Here is a 16,138-nt window from a genome sequence, read left to right on the forward strand (position 1 = left end):
GTGCCGCAGAACCCACAGGGTCGGCGCCGCCCGGCCGATGGGAGAGGCGATGAGCGCCTCGCCCGCCTGGACCGATGCCGGTGACCCGGCCGAGCAGCGGCGGCGGCGTGCGACCGAGCGCACCGGGATCGTGATCCGGGCGTTCGGCTTCGTCGCGGCGGCGATGATCGGGTTCACCCAGCCGCCCGGCGCGCCGGTGCTGCTCAACCCGCGCCGCGAGTTCGTCGTGGCCGCGCTCGTGGCGCTCGTCGCGGCGAACGGGTGCGCGCTCGGGGCGCTGCGGTGGGGGCGGGACGACCGGCGGTACCGCCGCTGCGGCATCGTGCAGGTGGTGCTGGACACGGTCGCGATGGTCGCGCTGACCGCGTTCATGTCGGCGCTGCCGCAGGCGGCCACGTGGCCGCTCATGCTCATGCCGATCCTCGTCGCGGCGGTGCGCCTGCAGCTGCTGGGCACCATGCTCACGTGGGCCGGCGTCTCGGTGTCCTATGCGCTGCTCTTCGCGTTCACCTCGCGGCTGTACGGCCACCCGATGCCCCTGGACAACCTCCTGGCCGGCATCGGGCTCGGGCTCGTCATCGCGCTGCTGGACGGGATGCGGTCGCGGGCGGCGGCGCGGTACCTCGCCGAGCTGCACGCCGCCCGGGCCGAGCTGCGCCACCAGAGCCGGCACGACCCGCTGACCGGCCTGGGCAATCGCACGCTGCTGCAGGAGCACGCGGGCCGCACCGCGGACGGCGAGGCGCCGCGGCCGGTCGCCGTGCTCAACCTCGACCTCGACGGCTTCAAGAACCTCAACGACACCATGGGCCACGCCGCCGGCGATGAGCTGCTGCGGATCGCCGCGCAGCGGCTGCGGGGCTGCGTCAAGGCCTCCGACGTGGTGATCCGGCTCGGCGGCGACGAGTTCGTGATCCTGCTCGACGACGCCGGCCTCGACGAGGCGCACGCCGTCGCCGCCCGGGTCCGCGCCGCCCTCACGGCGCCGGCCGACATCGGCGGCACGGCGGTGCCGATCGGGGCGAGCATCGGCGTCGCGGTCGGCGGCCCGCTGGACGAGGTCCTGCACCGGGCCGACGCGGCGATGTACGCGGACAAGGCGGCCCGCCGCCCGCGGCGCTGAACGGCCACGGGCGGCGGGGCGGTCAGACGGCCGTGCGACCACCGTCGACCGGGATGGTCGCGCCGGTGATGTAGCCGGCGCCGTCGGTGGACAGGAACGCGATGACCTCGGCGATCTCCGTCGGATCGGCCGCCCGGCCCAGCAGCGTGGTGGCGGCGAGCCCATCGATCAGGTCGGTCGAGGCCCCGCTGGTGTAGACCGGGCCAGGGGCGACAGCGTTGACCCGCACGCCGGCCGGCGAGAACTCGGCCGCCCAGGAGCGCGTCATCGCGGACAACGCCGCCTTGGTCGCGCTGTAGGCGGCACCACCGGCCAGTCCGACCAGGCCCGCCATGCTGTCGACGTTGATGATCGACCCGGATCCGCGAGCGGCCATTCCCGGGGCCAACGCGGCGGTGAGCAGATACGCCGCACGCACGTTGCCGTCGAACATCGTGTCGTACGTCGCGGTCGCGAGATCACCGGAAGGCCCGAACCACGACCGCCCCGCGTTGTTGACCAGCACGTCCACCGGTCCCGCCTGCCCGGCCAGCGCGCTCACCTGCGCCGGGTCGGTCAGGTCGGCCGCGACGAAGCGAGCTGAGCCGCCCGCCGCCTCGATCTCCTTGACCACCTGCTCGCCGCGCCCGGCGTCCCGTCCGTGCACGATGACGGTGGCTCCCCGGGCGGCGAGCGCGGTGGCCGTCGCCCGGCCGATCCCGCTCGTGGCCCCGGTGACTAGGGCCGTCTTGCCACGCAGCTCGTTCATGATCTCCCCCAACCTCGTTTAGACAGGTCTGTCTAAAACCGAGTATTAGACAGACCTGTCTAAAAAGCCAAGTGACGCCCGACACGCTTAAGCTGGATTCGTGACCTCCGCCCGCAAGCGTCTGCTCGAGGCTGCCGACCGGCTCTTCTACAACGAAGGCATCCGCAGTGTCGGCATCGACCGCGTCCTCGAAGAGGCAGGCGTGGCCAAGGGGTCGCTCTACTACAACTTCAACGGCAAGGACGACCTGGTCCGCGCCTACCTGCACGACCGGCATGCCCTCTGGGCCGAGCGCGTCGCCGAGTACCAGGCCCGGGTCGACGACCCCGAGCAGAAGATCCTGGCCGTCTTCGACGCGCTCGCCGACCTCTTCGCCGAGCCCGGCTTCCGTGGCTGCGCCTTTCTCAACGCCGCCGCCGAGGCGCAGCCCGGCAGCGTCGAGGAGACGGCCACCAAGGACTTCCGGACCTGGCTGCACGAGCTGTTCGCCGTTCTCGTCGCCGCCGCGGGCTTCAGCGACCTGCGCCTGCTCTCTACCCAGCTGGTCCTGCTCTATGACGGCGCCAACATCGCCGCCGCGCTGGATGCGGATCCCGCGGCCGCCCGGTCCGCCAGGCAGGTGGCCACCGCGCTCCTGGCGACCGCGCAACGATGACGCAGCGCCGTCGCCGCACTTCCGGACAGGGATTGCCGAACCTGGTCTCGGTCTGCTCACTTGTCACTCGTGGTTTCGCCGGCAGGCGCCGACACCCCTACGGGAACGGAGTTCGTCGCAGTGCTGAGTCCAGCGGAATCGTTGCTCGCCCGCCTCGTCGCGAAGGGCAAGCGTCGCGAACGGCCGGACCGCGCGGAGCTCCTCGCCGTCCTCGGCACCCGCGACGAGCAGATCATGGACGTGCTCGCCGCTGCGTTCCAGCTCCGCCGGCACTACTTCGGCCGCCGGGTCAAGCTCAACTACCTGGTCAACCTGAAGTCCGGGCTGTGCCCCGAAGACTGCAGCTACTGCTCGCAGCGGCTCGGCTCGACGTCCGAGGTGCTGAAGTACTCGTGGCTCAGCGCGGCCGACGCCGCCACCGCGGCCGCGGCCGGCGTGCGCTCCGGGGCCGAGCGGGTCTGCCTGGTGGCCAGCGGCCGCGGCCCCAGCGACCGGGACATCTCCCGGGTCGCCGACGTCATCGACGCGATCAAGCAGGAGTCTCCCGACGTGGAGATCTGCGCCTGCCTCGGCCTGCTCAAGGCGGGTCAGGCGGCGAAGCTGCGCTCGGCGGGCGCCGACGCCTACAACCACAACCTCAACACCGCCGGCGAGCGCTACGAGGAGATCTGCACGACCCACACCTACGCCGACCGCGTCGGCACCGTCGAGCAGGCCCGCGGCTCCGGCCTGTCGGCGTGCTCCGGCCTCATCGCGGGCATGGGCGAGACCGACGCCGACCTGGTGGACGTCGTGCTCGGCCTGCGCGAGCTCGACTCCGACTCGGTTCCGGTCAACTTCCTGATGCCCTTCGAGGGCACCCCGCTGGCCGGGACCTGGCAGCTCACGCCGCAGCGCTGCCTGCGCATCCTGGCGATGGTGCGCTTCGCGTTCCCCGACTCCGAGGTGCGCCTGGCCGGCGGCCGTGAGATCCACCTGCGCAGCCAGCAACCGCTCGCGCTGTACGTCGCCAACTCGATCTTCCTGGGCGACTACCTGACCAGCGAGGGCCAGCCGGGCCAGGGCGACCTGGACATGATCGCCGACGCCGGCTTCGAGGTGGAGGGCGCCGAGCAGGAGACCCTGCCCGAGCACCGGCGGACCGAGGTCCGGCTGCGCCGCCGCGGCGCCGGCACCGACGTGGCCGCCAACGCCTGAGCCGGCCACCCTCTGGCCGAGCCCAGCCCGCGCTGCAGCTGCTGAGTCCGGACCTGCTCGCCGGCATTAAGGAGCTCGAGCATTTCGATCACGCGCTGCGAGGGTGGCGCGGTGTCTCTTGGCATCGAGTTGGAGCGGGCGCGGCGCCGCGGGATGATGGTCGGCCGGCCAGCTCGATCGACGCCAACCACATAGGCCGAGCTGTGCCGGCCATGTGTACCGTCAGGAGGCGCGGCGCAGGCGGCCGCAGGCGTCGAGGGCCTGCTGCAGCGCCACCTCCACGGTGGTCAGGTCCTTGCGGTCCAACGCCTGCCGTACCCGGGTCAGGCACGCGGCAAGCAGCCGTTCCTCGCCGCGCGGTGACGGCGGCCGGGTCGCCCCGCCGCGGATGCGCGTCACGGCGCCGGCCAACGCCAGCTCGGTCAGGTCGCGCTGGGTGGTGGCCGCGGACGCCCCCGTGGCGGCGCGGATCTCCTCGATGGTGACGTACTCCCGCGCCGCCAGCAGGTCGACGATCCGCTGGCGGCGAACGGACGGCAGCATCGGGGCCGGATTCATGAGATCGGATTCATGAGATCGGATACAACTGGCCGTCGGTGGCGACGGCGGGTGCGAAGTCGACCTCACGGCCGTCGATGGCGAAGCGGTAGCGGTCCAGGCGCTGGATGGACGGGGTCGCTTCGAGGTACACCCGCAGCTCCTCGAGCTCGTGCGGCGTGAGCCAGGACGGCGGGTCCGAGATGGCCCGGAACCCGCAGACGTCGGCCAGGTCCCGCAGCCACTGCAGTTGCTGCGGGGTGAGGAGGTTGAGCTTGCTGCGGAAGTAGATGACGTCCGGGTCGACCTCGGCGAGGGGTGACCACCACAGCCGGTGAACGCTGTTGACAACGGCGTTGCGCGCGGTGGCGTCGGACGGGTCGACGGTGGCGTAGTTGTCCCACATCGGGGCGACGTCGGGCCCGGAGCGCAGCCCGTCGAGCAATCCCAGCGACGGCAGCAGGATCGCGCCCGAGCCGAGCAGGTACACGTCGTCGCCGGCGGCTTCGCGCACCAGTTCGAGCGCCGAGCGGTAGATGTGCTCCCGCGGGCGGCCCTCGACGTGAGCCGCGGCCGCGTTGATGAAGTCGAGCTTCAAGTATTTGAAGCCCCACTCGTGCACGACGGTCCGGATGAGCGCCGCCACATACGCGCGGGCGTCGTCGCGGGCCAGATCCAGGGCGTAGTACGGGCCGCCCCAGTTGGAGCCGGCGACGACCAAATTGCTGGACGTGTCACGCAGCAGGTACTCCGGATGCTCGGCAACGAGGCGAGACCCGGGCAGCGCGATGAACGGCGCCAGCCACAGCCCGGCGACGAAGCCGGCGTCGGTGATCCGCCCGGCCAGATCCCGCATGCCGCTGGGGAACTTCCCGTTGGGCTGCCAGTCGCCGACCATTTCCTCCCAGCCGTCGTCGACCTGCACGACCTCGAACGGCAGCCCGACGAGGTCCGCGATGTCCTTGTGCAGCTGGGTTTCGGTGACCGTTTCGTAGTACGCGTACCAGCTGCACCAGACGTTCCCCGCCCGCCGCCGCGCCGGCCCGAACCGCTCGGCGAGCTGGTCCGTGTACGCGGCGAACACCTCCTGCTCGGGCCCGTACGCGGCGAACCACTCGGCCCCGTCGCCGGCGTACCAGCCGGTGAGCGTGTCGTGGTCGGCGGCCAGCCGCGGTGTGTCCAGGCCCAGGGCGCCGAGCAGGAGGGTGTTGCCGTCCGGGCCCTGCAGCGCGGCGACCGCGGAGCCGTGGTGGCGGGCCGGGTCGTCGAAGGCGGGGTCGTCCGCGGTGACGAGCCGGGTCGGGTTGGGGATGCGCAGCGGGGGTTCGCTCAGCCGGCGCCAGCCGCAGGGGCTCCACGAGTTCTGGCCGTGCCGGTAGAAGGAGGCGTCGCCGAGCCCGTGCAGGATCGCGACCCGGCCCGGGGGAAGCAGGATGCCGCCCGGGGTGGGGCGCGGCGTCCCGTCGCCGGAGTGCTGGAGGGCGAAGTGGCGTCCGCCGAGCTCGACGACCTGTGCCATGGTTCTCCTTAGTTCAATGCACGCAGTTACTTGAAGAGCGCGTTGACCTGGTCGTTGGCCTTCTTCAGGGCGTCGGCCGGGGTGCCCTGGCCGAGGATCACGCCCTGCAGGGTGTCCTGGACGATCTGGCTGACCTCGTTGCCGTGGTCGGTGATCGGCAGGAAGAACGTCCCGCCGGGGGCGGCCGCCTCGTCGGTGAAGACGTGCACGTCGCGGCCGGCGGCCTTGTGGGCGGCGAGGGCCTTGTCGGCGGCGGTCTTGATGGCCGGGAACACGACGGCCTTCTCGCCGACGATGTCCTGGCAGGCGGAGGAGCCGAGGAACTTGACCCACGCCCACGCCTCGTTGGGGTGCTTGGTGCCGGCGTAGATGGCGTCGGACAGGCCGTTGATGGCGGTCTTGCGCCCGGCCGGGCCGGTCGGCAGCGGCGCGAACGCGTACTGCTGCTTCGCCCCGGTCCCGAGGTAGGTGCTGATGGTCCAGGAGCCGGCGACGGTGAACGCGCCCTGCCCGGCGTCCATCACGGCGTCGCGGCCGAGGGTGGACTGCTTGTCGTACTTCGGCGCGTACCCGGCGTCGGTGATGTGCTTGAACCACGCGATGGTCTCGGCGAGCTTCGGGTCGTTGTACTTGTATTTGGTGCCGAACGGGTTCTTGTCCAGGTACGTGAAGCCGTTGGACACGGCGAGGTCGCCCCAGCCGTTCTGGCCCTGCGAGCCGTCCGCCCATTCGGGCAGGAAGCCGTACACCTTCACCTTGGTCTTGTCGAAGGCCGGGTCGAGCCCGTTCTTGCCGTTGGCGTCCACAGTGGACTTGGCGATCGCCTGCTCGAAGGTGCCGCCGTCCGTTGGGTTCCAGGTGAGCTTGTCCAGCCCGGCGGTGTCGGTGACGAACTTGGTGTTGTAGACCAGGGCCATGGTGTCCCAGTCCTTCGGCAGGCCATAGCGCTTGCCGTCCTTGACGAACAGATCCGCGAGCCCGCCCTGGTACTGGCCGAGGTCGACCTTGTCCTTCTCGACGAACGGCTGGATGTCGAGGATCTGGTTGCTGGACACGAACTGCGGATAGTAGGAGGCGTGGTCGGTCCACACGTCGGGCGCGGCACCGCTGGCGAGCTGGGTGGTGAGGTTCTGCCAGTACTGCGTCCACGCGGTCTGCGAGATCTTGACGGTGACGTTCGGGTTGGCCTTGGCGAACTCGTCCGCGCAGGCCTGGTAGGCGGGCTGCTGCTTGTCGTCCCACAGCCAGTACTGGAGGGTGACCTTGCCGCCGCTGTCGGAGCCGGACTCGTCGGAGCACGCGGCCAGCAGCGGCAGGGCGAGCGCCGCGGCGGAGACGACGGCCACCGCCGTGCGGGATCGTCTGAACATCGGATTCCCTTTCAGGATCACTTGATGCCGGTGAAATTCAGGGACTGCACCAGTCGCTTGCCCAGGAAGATCAGCAGGGCGAGGACCGGCAGGACGGACAGCGTGGAGGCGGCCATGAGCCCCGTCCAGTCCGGCTGGGTGTTGGGGGACTGCTGGAGAAACACCCCGAGGGCCACGGTGAGCACCCGGGTCTGCTCCCCGCGGCCGACGAGCAGCGGCCACAGGAAGTCCTTCCACGCCCACACCGAGGTGGTGAGCGCGATGGTGATGAGCGGGCCGCGGCTCATCGGCACGATGACCCGCCAGAAGACGCCCCATTTGCCGGCCCCGTCGATGATTGCCGCCTCCTCCACCTCGCGCGGGATGGACAGGAAGAACTGGCGGAGGAAGAACACCGCGAACGGGGTCATGAGCAGGTTCGGGGCGACCATGCCGAAGAACGTGTCGATGGCGCCGAGGTTCTTCACGAGCGTGAAGTTGGGCAGCAGCGTGAAGATCGGGGGGACCATCAGCGCGGCGATGATGACCCCGAAGACGAGGTCCCGGCCGGGGAACCGCAGCCGGGCGAAGGCGTATCCGGCCATGGCGCAGCAGAAGGTCTGCACGCCCGCGATGAGCGTGCTGTAGATGATGGAGTTCATCGTGTACCGCACGAAGTCGATCTGTGCGCCCGAACCGCCGGCGTCGCGCGCGGTCTGCGCGTCGACCAGGCCGAGCACCCGCCAGAAGTTGACCATCGTCGGGTGGGACGGGAACACGGCGGTGCGATCGGCATAGATGTCCGCGGCGGGGGTGAGCGCGGTGCGGACCATCCAGTAGAACGGTGCGATCGTGAGCACCAGGAACGCGATCAGCACGAGCCAGGCCACGACTTTGCCCGGCGTGAAGCGGCGTGTCATCGCTGCGCCTCTCAGGTCAGATCGGATCGGGAGGCGCGCAGCAGGCGCATCTGCACGAACGTGAGCACGCCGAGGATCAGCACGAGCGCCATCGCGGCCGCGGCGGCGTAGCCCATGTGGAAGTACGTGAAGGCCTGCTGGTAGATGTAGTAGTAGATGACCCGGGTGGCGCCGACCGGCCCGCCCTTGGTCGTGACGGCCACGGTGTCGAAGATCTGGAACGAGCCGATCAGCGACACGACGAGCACCAGCGCGAGGATCGGGCGCAGCAGCGGCAGCGTGATCCGCCGGAACATCCGCAGTTCGCCGGCGCCGTCCAGGGCCGCGCTCTCGTACAGGTGCGCCGGGATCTGCAGCATGCCGGCATAGAGCAGCAGCGCCGTGTACCCCGTGTAGGCCCACGTGTTGATGAGTGCGACGGACGGCATGGCCCAGTCCGGGGACTGCAGGTACGCCTTGTTGTCGATGCCGACCATGCCCAGCAGGTGGTTGACGAACCCGAGGTTGGCGTCCAGCAGCCACATCCAGAGCAGCCCGACCGTCACGTTGGGCACCAGCCAGGGCAGCAGCATCGTGGCCCGGACCATGACCGAGCCCGTCAGCCGGTGCAGCAGCGCGGCCAGCAGCAGCGCGAGGATCGTCTGCGAGCCGATGTTGAGCACCACGTAGTACGCGGTGACCTTCAGCGAGTTCCAGAACTGCGCGTCGGTGACCAGCTTGGCGTAGTTGTCGCCGCCGACGAAGGTCGGGGTGTTGAGCAGGCTGTAGTCGGTGAGGCTGTACCAGACGCCGCGGATCGTGGGGTACAGGTAGAACACGGCGAATCCGATCAGGACCGGCGCCAGGAACAGCCAGGCCACCCACCGGTCGTCGCGGGCCCGGCGCGGCCCGGGCTCGTTGGGGGGATCCGGGCGCGGCGGCGCGGCGGGCACCGCGACGGCGTTGCGCATCGTCACGATCCGACCTCGTTTCATGGATCGAAGATCTTCGAAGCTAGCGTCTTGCGGCCGGGGGTGTTCGGCCGCTAATAATGATGAAGCTCATGGAAAGTTTGTCAACACCTCCTCGTATCGAATCGGCGTACGAGGAGCACTCCGCCCCCTGAACCCGGAGGTCGATCCATGCGCACACCCCTGCGGCAGCGCCTCGCCCGCGCCGTCGCACTCTGCACGGTCGCCGCCAGTGCCGTGCTGGTCTTCGCACCCCACACCGCCAGCGCGTTCACGCCGGTGCCGGCCGGACCGCCCGCTCGGCCCGCCCCGCCGGCGTCACCGAGCCCGAGCCTGACCGACCACCCGCTCACCGCCGCCCCGAGCCCCCTGGACAACCCGCTCAAGGGCTTCGCCCGCTTCTACTTCCCGGGCGACAACCAGAACTCCGGCTACCCGCGCTCGCTCGCCTGGAGCTACTTCGGCCTGTCCGAGGTGATGACCAGCGCCACCGACTGCGGCACCTACAACTGGTCCATCGTGGACAACGCCCTCAACGAGATCGCCTCATACGGCAACCAGGCCGCCATCCGGTTCTACATGGAGTACCCTGGCGGCACCGGCAGCCACCCCGGCAACGCCATCCCGCACTGTTTCGACGGACATGTCACGTACCGCAACAACACCTTCTGGGGCACCGTCAGCCCCGACTACGACAGCGCCTACCTGCTCTCCGCCGTCACCAACTTCATCGCCGCGTTCGGCGCCCGCTACGACGGCGACCCGCGCATCGGCTTCATCAACCTCGGCATCGTCGGCCTGTGGGGCGAATGGCACACCTGGCCCTTCGACACCGACACCGCCGACGGCTACCCGAACCTGATGCCGACCGACGCGCACGCCGCCCAGATCGTCGCCGCGTTCGACAACGCCTTCAACACCACCAAGCTCGAGATCCGCTACCCGGACTCGGCCGGCGGGGCGGCGAACGCGCGCGACATCGGGTACCACGACGACTCGTTCTGCTACAAGGAAGGCAGCCCCCTCAAGGGCGTCACCCTGCCCCAGTCCCTCGGCGGCGCCGACTACGCCCAGCTCCAGCGCGCCCTCAACATGGGCGTCGAGAACAAGTGGGTCACCGACTCCATGGGCGGCGAGGTGCGCCCCGAAATCCAGTCCTCGGCGTTCACCTCGTGGCCCGGCGGCTCCGGCCAGGTCGACAACATGAAGGCCTGCATCGAGCTCGAACACACCACCTGGAAGATCAACCAGACCAGCCAGAGCTACGCGTCCGACGACCCCAACGTGGCCGCGGCCGTGCGGCTCATGGGCTACGACCTGTCCGCGACCCACGCCTACTACAGCAACAGCGTCACCGGGTCGGCGAACATCGGCGTCTCGCTCACCAACAACGGCGTCGCCCCGTTCTATTACCCGTGGACAGTCCAACTGGGTCTCAAGAATTCCGCCGGTACCGTCGTCAAGACCTGGGACACCCCCTGGGACCTGCGCACGGTGCAGCCCCTGAAGGTCCGCGCGTTCCCGGACTGGAACGTGGGCGCCGACCCGACGTACCGCGACTTCGGCTACCCGCAGTACTTCCAATCCAACGTCAGCCTGACCGGCGTGGCCAACGGCAGCTACCAGTTGGTGCTGAAGGTCCGCAACCCGCTCGAAGCGCTGAGCCCCGCCGCGAAGAAGCTGCGGTTCGGCAACGCCACCCAGAACGCGGACGGCTGGCTCGGCCTCGGCTCCATCGGCGTCGGCGGCGGCACCGCCGACACCACCGCCCCGTCGACCCCGACCGGCCTCACCTCGCCGTCGAAGACCGCCACCAGCGTCTCGCTGAGCTGGAACGCCTCCACCGACAACGTGGGCGTGGCCGGCTACAAGGTGCTGCGGGGCGGCACCCAGGTCGGCACCGCGACCGGCACGTCGTACACCGACACCGGCCTGACCGCATCGACGGCCTACTCGTACACCGTCCAGGCCTATGACGCCGCCGGCAACACCTCGGCGTCGTCGTCGGCGCTGTCGGTGACCACGTCGGCCGGGTCCTCCGACACGTCACCGCCGACCGTCCCCAATGGACTCACCTCGCCGTCGAAGACGTCCAGCAGCGTGTCGCTGAGCTGGAACGCGGCCACCGACAACGTGGGCGTGGCCGGCTACAAGGTGATGCGGGGCGGCACCCAGGTCGGCACCGCCACCGGCACGTCCTACACCGACACCGGGCTCACCGCATCCACCGCCTACACCTACACCGTGCGGGCCTACGACGCGGCCGGGAACACATCGGCGGACTCGTCATCCATCACCGTGACGACGTCCGGTTCGAGCACACCCACCGGCCTCGTCCTCGATGACTACAACGGCACACCCGCCTACCCGTCATCGAACCTGAACGACCTCGGCAAGTGGACCGGCGGCAACTGCTTCCTCAACGGCGGCGGCAGCGGCGCCGTCACCGGCGGGGCGCTCGTCCTGCAGTACAACAACTGCGGCTGGTTCGGCTCCGATGTCAACCAGGACGTGTCGGCGTACACCTACCTCGTCGTGCGCATCAAGGGCAACGCCGGCGGGGAACAGGCGCACTTCAACCTGAGCCTCGGCGGGACGACGAAAGTCTTTGGTGACTTCGTTCTGGACGGCGGCGGGCACCCTTCGGTCACCACCGCTTACCAGGACATCAAGATCCCGATGGCCGCCAACGGGATCAGCCGCACCAGCCCCGCGCAGCTCGCGATGGGTTTCTGGTACGGCGGCAACAGCACCATCTCCATCGACAGCTTCTCCTTCAGCAACTGATGCGACCCATCCAACGAGTCCGGGCGGCCGCCGTGGCGGCGGCCGTCCTGGCCCTCTCCCTGCTCGGCCCGGCACTCCCCGCCCAGGCCGCCACCACCACCGCCACGTACACCGGCGACTACGCCACGGTGTTCACCAACCCGGAACGCGGCTTCCACAACCGGTACGAGATCATCAACGACCCGTCCGTCAACGACTACGCCAGCAACACCATCCCCGGCTTCAACCCGGACATGCTCGACCGCACCTTCGCCCGGGCCAAGGCCGACGGCAACACGCTCATCCACTCGTACCTGCACCTCGACAAGTACCAGACCACGGACCTGCCGCAGGCGCTGCTGGACAACCTGGGGACCGGCCTGGCCGCGATCCGGGCCCAGGGGCTGAAGATCGTGCTGCGGACCGCGTACGTGTGGGACGGCTACTCGGCCGTCACCGAACCGCAGATGGAACGCCACATCGACCAGCTCGCCCCGGTGCTGGCCGCAAACGCGGACGTCATCATGCATCTCGAGGCCGGCTTCTTCGGCGCCTGGGGTGAGTGGCACTCGAGCCCCTACACCGCCTCCTCGGAGGAAAGCCAGGCACCGGTCCGCTACCGGCTGGTCAAGAAGCTCCTCAGCAGTACCCCGGCCTCGATTCCGGTCGCGATCCGGTACCCCATCTTCAACTACGAGTTCGCCCAGCGCACCTCGCCGCCGGCCGGGTGCACGCTGCCGAACAACTGCCTGCTCACCACGGCCGAGTTCGACCGGCTCGGCTTCCACGACGACTGCTTCCTTGCGGACTCGGCCGACATGGGGACGTACGACCAGAACTCCTGGCTCGGCTGGTTCGACGTCGCCCAGAAGAAGCAGTGGGTGTACGACTACGTCACCTCGACCGGCGGCAACAAGATCGTCGGCGGCGAGACGTGCAACGCGAGCGGCGGCAACGACACGGCGGGTGTGAACGCGCAGTACGAGCTGTCGCACCAGCACTGGACGGAGATCAACGCCGACTACGCGGCGGTCAACACCGACCTCTGGAAAAACGTGAACACGGCCGCATCAGGCGCCGATCCGGCCGAGACCCTGTACCACCGGATTCAGCGGAAGCTGGGCTACCGGCTGCGGCTGGCCGACGCGACCTTCACCAACGCCGCCGCGCCCGGCTCCGGGTTCACGTTCTCCGCGCACCTGGTCAACGACGGCTACGCCGGCATCATCAAACCGCGGCCGGTGTACCTCGTGTTCGACAACGGCACCAACCGGTACAACGTGCAGCTGACCGGCCTGGATCCGCGCACCTGGAAGTCCGGCGCGGTCACGGTCCCGACGCAGACGGTGACCCTGCCGGCGATGGCGTCCGGTTCGTACAAGCTGGCGCTGTGGCTGCCGGATCAGGCCACCGGGCTGCGCGGCAACGCCGCCTACTCGGTGCGACTGGCCAACACCGGCACGTGGGACGCGGCCAAGGGCTTCAACGTGCTCGCCAACGCGGTCACCGTCGGCACCTGCACCGGCGACTGCACGCCACCGACGGCTTCGACACTGTCCGCGGGCACCGTGAACGGCCAGTCGGTCCCGCTCACCTGGACCGGCGCGACGGACAACGTCGGCGTCACCGGGTACCGCCTGTACCGCGACGGTGCCCTGGTGGCATCCCCGACCGGGACGAGCTACACGGACACCAACGTGCCGTACGGGACGCACAGCTACACCGTCACGGCCCGGGACGCGGCCGGTTACGACTCACCGTCCAGCAATTCGGTGACCGTGACCCTGACGCAACCCACCCAGCCGCCACCGACCGGCCTGGTGCTCGACGACTTCGACGGCACCCCGGCCTATCCATCCGCGGCCAAGAACGACCTCGGCCGGTGGACGGGCGGCAACTGCTTCCTCAACGGCAGCGGCAACGGCGTGGTGTCCGGCGGGGCGCTCGCCCTGCAGTACAACAACTGCGGCTGGTTCGGCTCCGACGTCGGCCAGGACGTGTCCGGCTACACGTACCTCGTGGTGCGCGTCAAGGGTGCGAGCGGGGGAGAGCAGGCGCACTTCAGCCTCAGCATCGGTGGTACCACCAAGGTATTTGGGGATTTCGTTCTGGACGGCGGGGGCCACCCGGCCATCACGGCGTCGTATCAGGACATCAAGGTCCCGATGGTCGCGAACGGCATCAACCGGGCCAGCCCGTCCCAGCTGGCGCTCGGGTTCTGGTACGGCGGTAACAGCACGATCACCGTCGACAGCATCGCGTTCCAATAGTACTTTGTAAAGTCCATAGCAATATTGGCTCGTGCTGGAGGGGCAGACCGTGGCGGATCAGGTCATCACCGGAACCGACCTGTCGCGGCTGCGTGAGCTCAACTCACTGACGGTGGTCCGGGCGCTGCGGGACCAGCCCCCGGCCACCGTCACCGAGCTCGCCAAGCTCACCGGCCTGTCCCGCCCCGCGGTCGACGTGATCGCCCAGGGCCTCGTCACCGGCGGCTGGGCCACCATCGTCGAGCCGGGCGCCAGCAGCGTCGTGGGCCGCCCGGCCCGCCGCTACCGCTTCCGAGCGACCGCCGGCCACGTCATCGGCGTCGACGTCGGCGGCCACAAGATCCTCGCCCTGCTCGCCGACCTCGACGGCAACGTCATCCAGACCGCCCGCCGCTCCGTCGACGCCGACGCCGGCCCCACCGAGCGGCTCCGCGCCCTCGACCAGGTCCTCGCCGAGGTCCTCCACGAGGGCGACAAGACCGCCGACGACATCTGGGCCGTCTCGGTCGGCGTCACCGGCCCGGTCGACGCCAGCGGCAAGACCACCCTGTTCACCCCGCTGCCCGGCTGGCAGACCGTCGACCTCGGCGCCCACCTCAGCGACCGCTTCACCTGCCCGATCGTGGTCGAGAACGACTGCAAGCTCGCCGCCCTGGCCGAACGCTGGCAGGGCGTGGCGAGTGACGCCAACGACATCGTGTTCCTCCTGGCCGGCATGCGAAACGGCGCCGGCCTGATCATCGACGGTGTACTGCGCCGAGGGTACGGGGGAGCGGCGGGCGAGATCGGCGCGTTGCGGGCGGTGCGGTGGCTGACCGCGCCGGAACACCTGCAGCGGTGCCCCGGTGTCCCGGCCACGGTGAACCCGGACGATGCCGCGGCGTGGGTCTTCAACGCCGCCCGCGACGGCAACCGCGACGCCCGGACGGCCGTGCACCGCTACGTCAAAGACCTGGCCATCGGTACCGCAGCACTCGTCCTCGCGTTGGACCCGCAGGTCGTCGTGTTCGGCGGCGGTTTCTCCCGCTCGGCCGACCTGGTCCTCGAGCCGCTGCGTCGCGAACTGGCCAAGCTGTGCCTGCGCATGCCGGACGTGCGCGCCTCCACCCTGGGCGCGGACAGCGTCGCGCTGGGTGCGCTGCGACTGGCCCTGAACGAGGTCGACCGCCGGCTGTTCACGGCCGGCCTGAGCGCCCCGGTTGCCCCTCGCCGCGACTGAGCGCTCGATATCCGGCCCGAGGGAGCAACGAGAGGTGAAGTTGCATTCCATATGAACGTCGGGTGTCTCTTGGCGCCGCGTGTTGAAGGGGGATTTGACCCAGCTTCCAGCGCATACGCCGGAAGCGTGTGCACATACCGATAGCGCAGCCAGTCGGGAGTACGGTCTCAACCGGCGTAGCGGCAGCCCTCGGAAGGGTGACAGACGGTCGTTTGGTTGAGCCCTTGACGCCCGAACTACAGAATGGGAGGTGTCCACTCAGGACCGGTACCGAAGCTTCCGGGAGCTCGTAGCAGGTGGCGGCCCAGGATGCCGTCCTAACACGGAGGCATAGGCCGCGCCTGTTTGCGGCTCAATCCTCTCCTGGCCGGTTGAGGTCGGATTCAGCATGAACCGGCGTGTCGGCGGCGCCCGGCCGATACCTTGACCGTCGTGCAGCCTAATCCCGCATTTCTGCCGCGACATCCTGCGCCTATGGCGTCGGCCGTGCCGGTGCCCAAGCCGCTGCTTCGGCCAGTCGAACATCCGGACATATCGGGGTTTGCTGACACACTTTTGCGATCGCTCCCGACCGCAAAAGGTTCCCCAACACGTCGCGGCGATTTCCGCTCGCGACCGGGCTCGACTCGATTGTGTGGAGTGGTCAGCTCTGGGCCTTCACGACGCACTCGGGCGGCGACCCGGCGGTCTGCCTAACCGAGGCCACTCTTAACGGCCTGGGCTTCTTGATGACGCGCCGTTAGTATCAACCGTGGGATTGGTCTTCGACCGGCAGAAGGTGTACCACGTCGGCGGCCCGGTGTGGTACTTCCGCGGCGACGAGTACCACGAGCTCCGGCAGACCTGCAGCACTCGTGCCCAGGCCAGGATGGTCCGGCTTGAGGC

At 69.4% G+C, this 16,138-nt stretch carries 12 protein-coding genes; 6 read left to right on the top strand and 6 right to left on the bottom strand.

What is annotated here, in order from left to right; genetic code table 11:
* Positions 1–49: 49 nt before the first annotated feature.
* Positions 50–1,123, top strand: coding sequence for a GGDEF domain-containing protein (locus ACQP00_RS19335; protein ID WP_433220996.1), 1,074 nt, complete (start codon positions 50–52; stop codon positions 1,121–1,123).
* A 22-nt stretch (positions 1,124–1,145) separates the two neighbouring features.
* Here ACQP00_RS19335 and ACQP00_RS19340 read toward each other — a convergent pair whose 3' ends face one another.
* Complete coding sequence (locus ACQP00_RS19340; RefSeq protein ID WP_433220998.1) at positions 1,146–1,871, bottom strand: SDR family NAD(P)-dependent oxidoreductase; 726 nt, start codon at positions 1,869–1,871, stop codon at positions 1,146–1,148.
* Between the two features lie 100 nt (positions 1,872–1,971).
* Here ACQP00_RS19340 and ACQP00_RS19345 point away from each other — a divergent pair, with 100 nt between their 5' ends.
* Both ACQP00_RS19345 and bioB read left to right on the top strand, forming a co-directional pair.
* Positions 1,972–2,526, top strand: coding sequence for a TetR/AcrR family transcriptional regulator (locus ACQP00_RS19345; RefSeq protein WP_433221000.1), 555 nt, complete (start codon positions 1,972–1,974; stop codon positions 2,524–2,526).
* A 120-nt stretch (positions 2,527–2,646) separates the two neighbouring features.
* The gene (bioB, locus tag ACQP00_RS19350) at positions 2,647–3,723 is read left to right on the top strand and encodes a biotin synthase BioB (RefSeq protein ID WP_433221002.1); all 1,077 of its coding nucleotides are present in this window, start codon (positions 2,647–2,649) and stop codon (positions 3,721–3,723) included.
* A 222-nt stretch (positions 3,724–3,945) separates the two neighbouring features.
* On the opposite strand, the gene ACQP00_RS19355 is transcribed toward bioB, so the two are convergent.
* From ACQP00_RS19355 to ACQP00_RS19375, 5 genes are read right to left on the bottom strand one after another with little or no spacing between them, the layout of a single operon-like run.
* On the bottom strand, positions 3,946–4,281 hold the full coding sequence (locus tag ACQP00_RS19355) for a DeoR family transcriptional regulator (RefSeq protein WP_433221004.1): 336 nt from the start codon (positions 4,279–4,281) through the stop codon (positions 3,946–3,948).
* Positions 4,282–4,291: 10 nt separating this feature from the next.
* Positions 4,292–5,779, bottom strand: coding sequence for a glycoside hydrolase family 36 protein (locus tag ACQP00_RS19360; RefSeq protein WP_433221006.1), 1,488 nt, complete (start codon positions 5,777–5,779; stop codon positions 4,292–4,294).
* 26 nt (positions 5,780–5,805) lie between these two features.
* Entirely contained in the window at positions 5,806–7,149 is a 1,344-nt protein-coding gene (locus ACQP00_RS19365; protein ID WP_433221008.1) for an ABC transporter substrate-binding protein, read from the bottom strand.
* Between the two features lie 17 nt (positions 7,150–7,166).
* Positions 7,167–8,048 (bottom strand): carbohydrate ABC transporter permease, encoded by an 882-nt coding sequence (locus ACQP00_RS19370; protein WP_433221010.1) that lies wholly within the window; start codon positions 8,046–8,048, stop codon positions 7,167–7,169.
* An 11-nt stretch (positions 8,049–8,059) separates the two neighbouring features.
* Complete coding sequence (locus ACQP00_RS19375) at positions 8,060–9,022, bottom strand: carbohydrate ABC transporter permease (protein ID WP_433221012.1); 963 nt, start codon at positions 9,020–9,022, stop codon at positions 8,060–8,062.
* A gap of 147 nt (positions 9,023–9,169) precedes the next feature.
* Here ACQP00_RS19375 and ACQP00_RS19380 point away from each other — a divergent pair, with 147 nt between their 5' ends.
* Genes ACQP00_RS19380 through ACQP00_RS19390 form a run of 3 tightly spaced genes read left to right on the top strand, consistent with a single transcriptional unit; the run spans position 9,170 to position 15,253 of the window.
* Complete coding sequence (locus ACQP00_RS19380; RefSeq protein ID WP_433221014.1) at positions 9,170–11,785, top strand: fibronectin type III domain-containing protein; 2,616 nt, start codon at positions 9,170–9,172, stop codon at positions 11,783–11,785.
* Positions 11,785–14,034, top strand: coding sequence for a DUF4832 domain-containing protein (locus ACQP00_RS19385; RefSeq protein ID WP_433221016.1), 2,250 nt, complete (start codon positions 11,785–11,787; stop codon positions 14,032–14,034). Before ACQP00_RS19380 ends, ACQP00_RS19385 begins: the two co-directional genes overlap by 1 nt.
* 31 nt (positions 14,035–14,065) lie before the next feature.
* Complete coding sequence (locus ACQP00_RS19390) at positions 14,066–15,253, top strand: ROK family protein (protein ID WP_433221018.1); 1,188 nt, start codon at positions 14,066–14,068, stop codon at positions 15,251–15,253.
* The last annotated feature ends 885 nt before the right edge of the window (positions 15,254–16,138 follow it).

It is taken from the genome of Dactylosporangium sp. CS-047395 (assembly GCF_050942185.1).
Lineage (GTDB): Bacteria > Actinomycetota > Actinomycetes > Mycobacteriales > Micromonosporaceae > Dactylosporangium.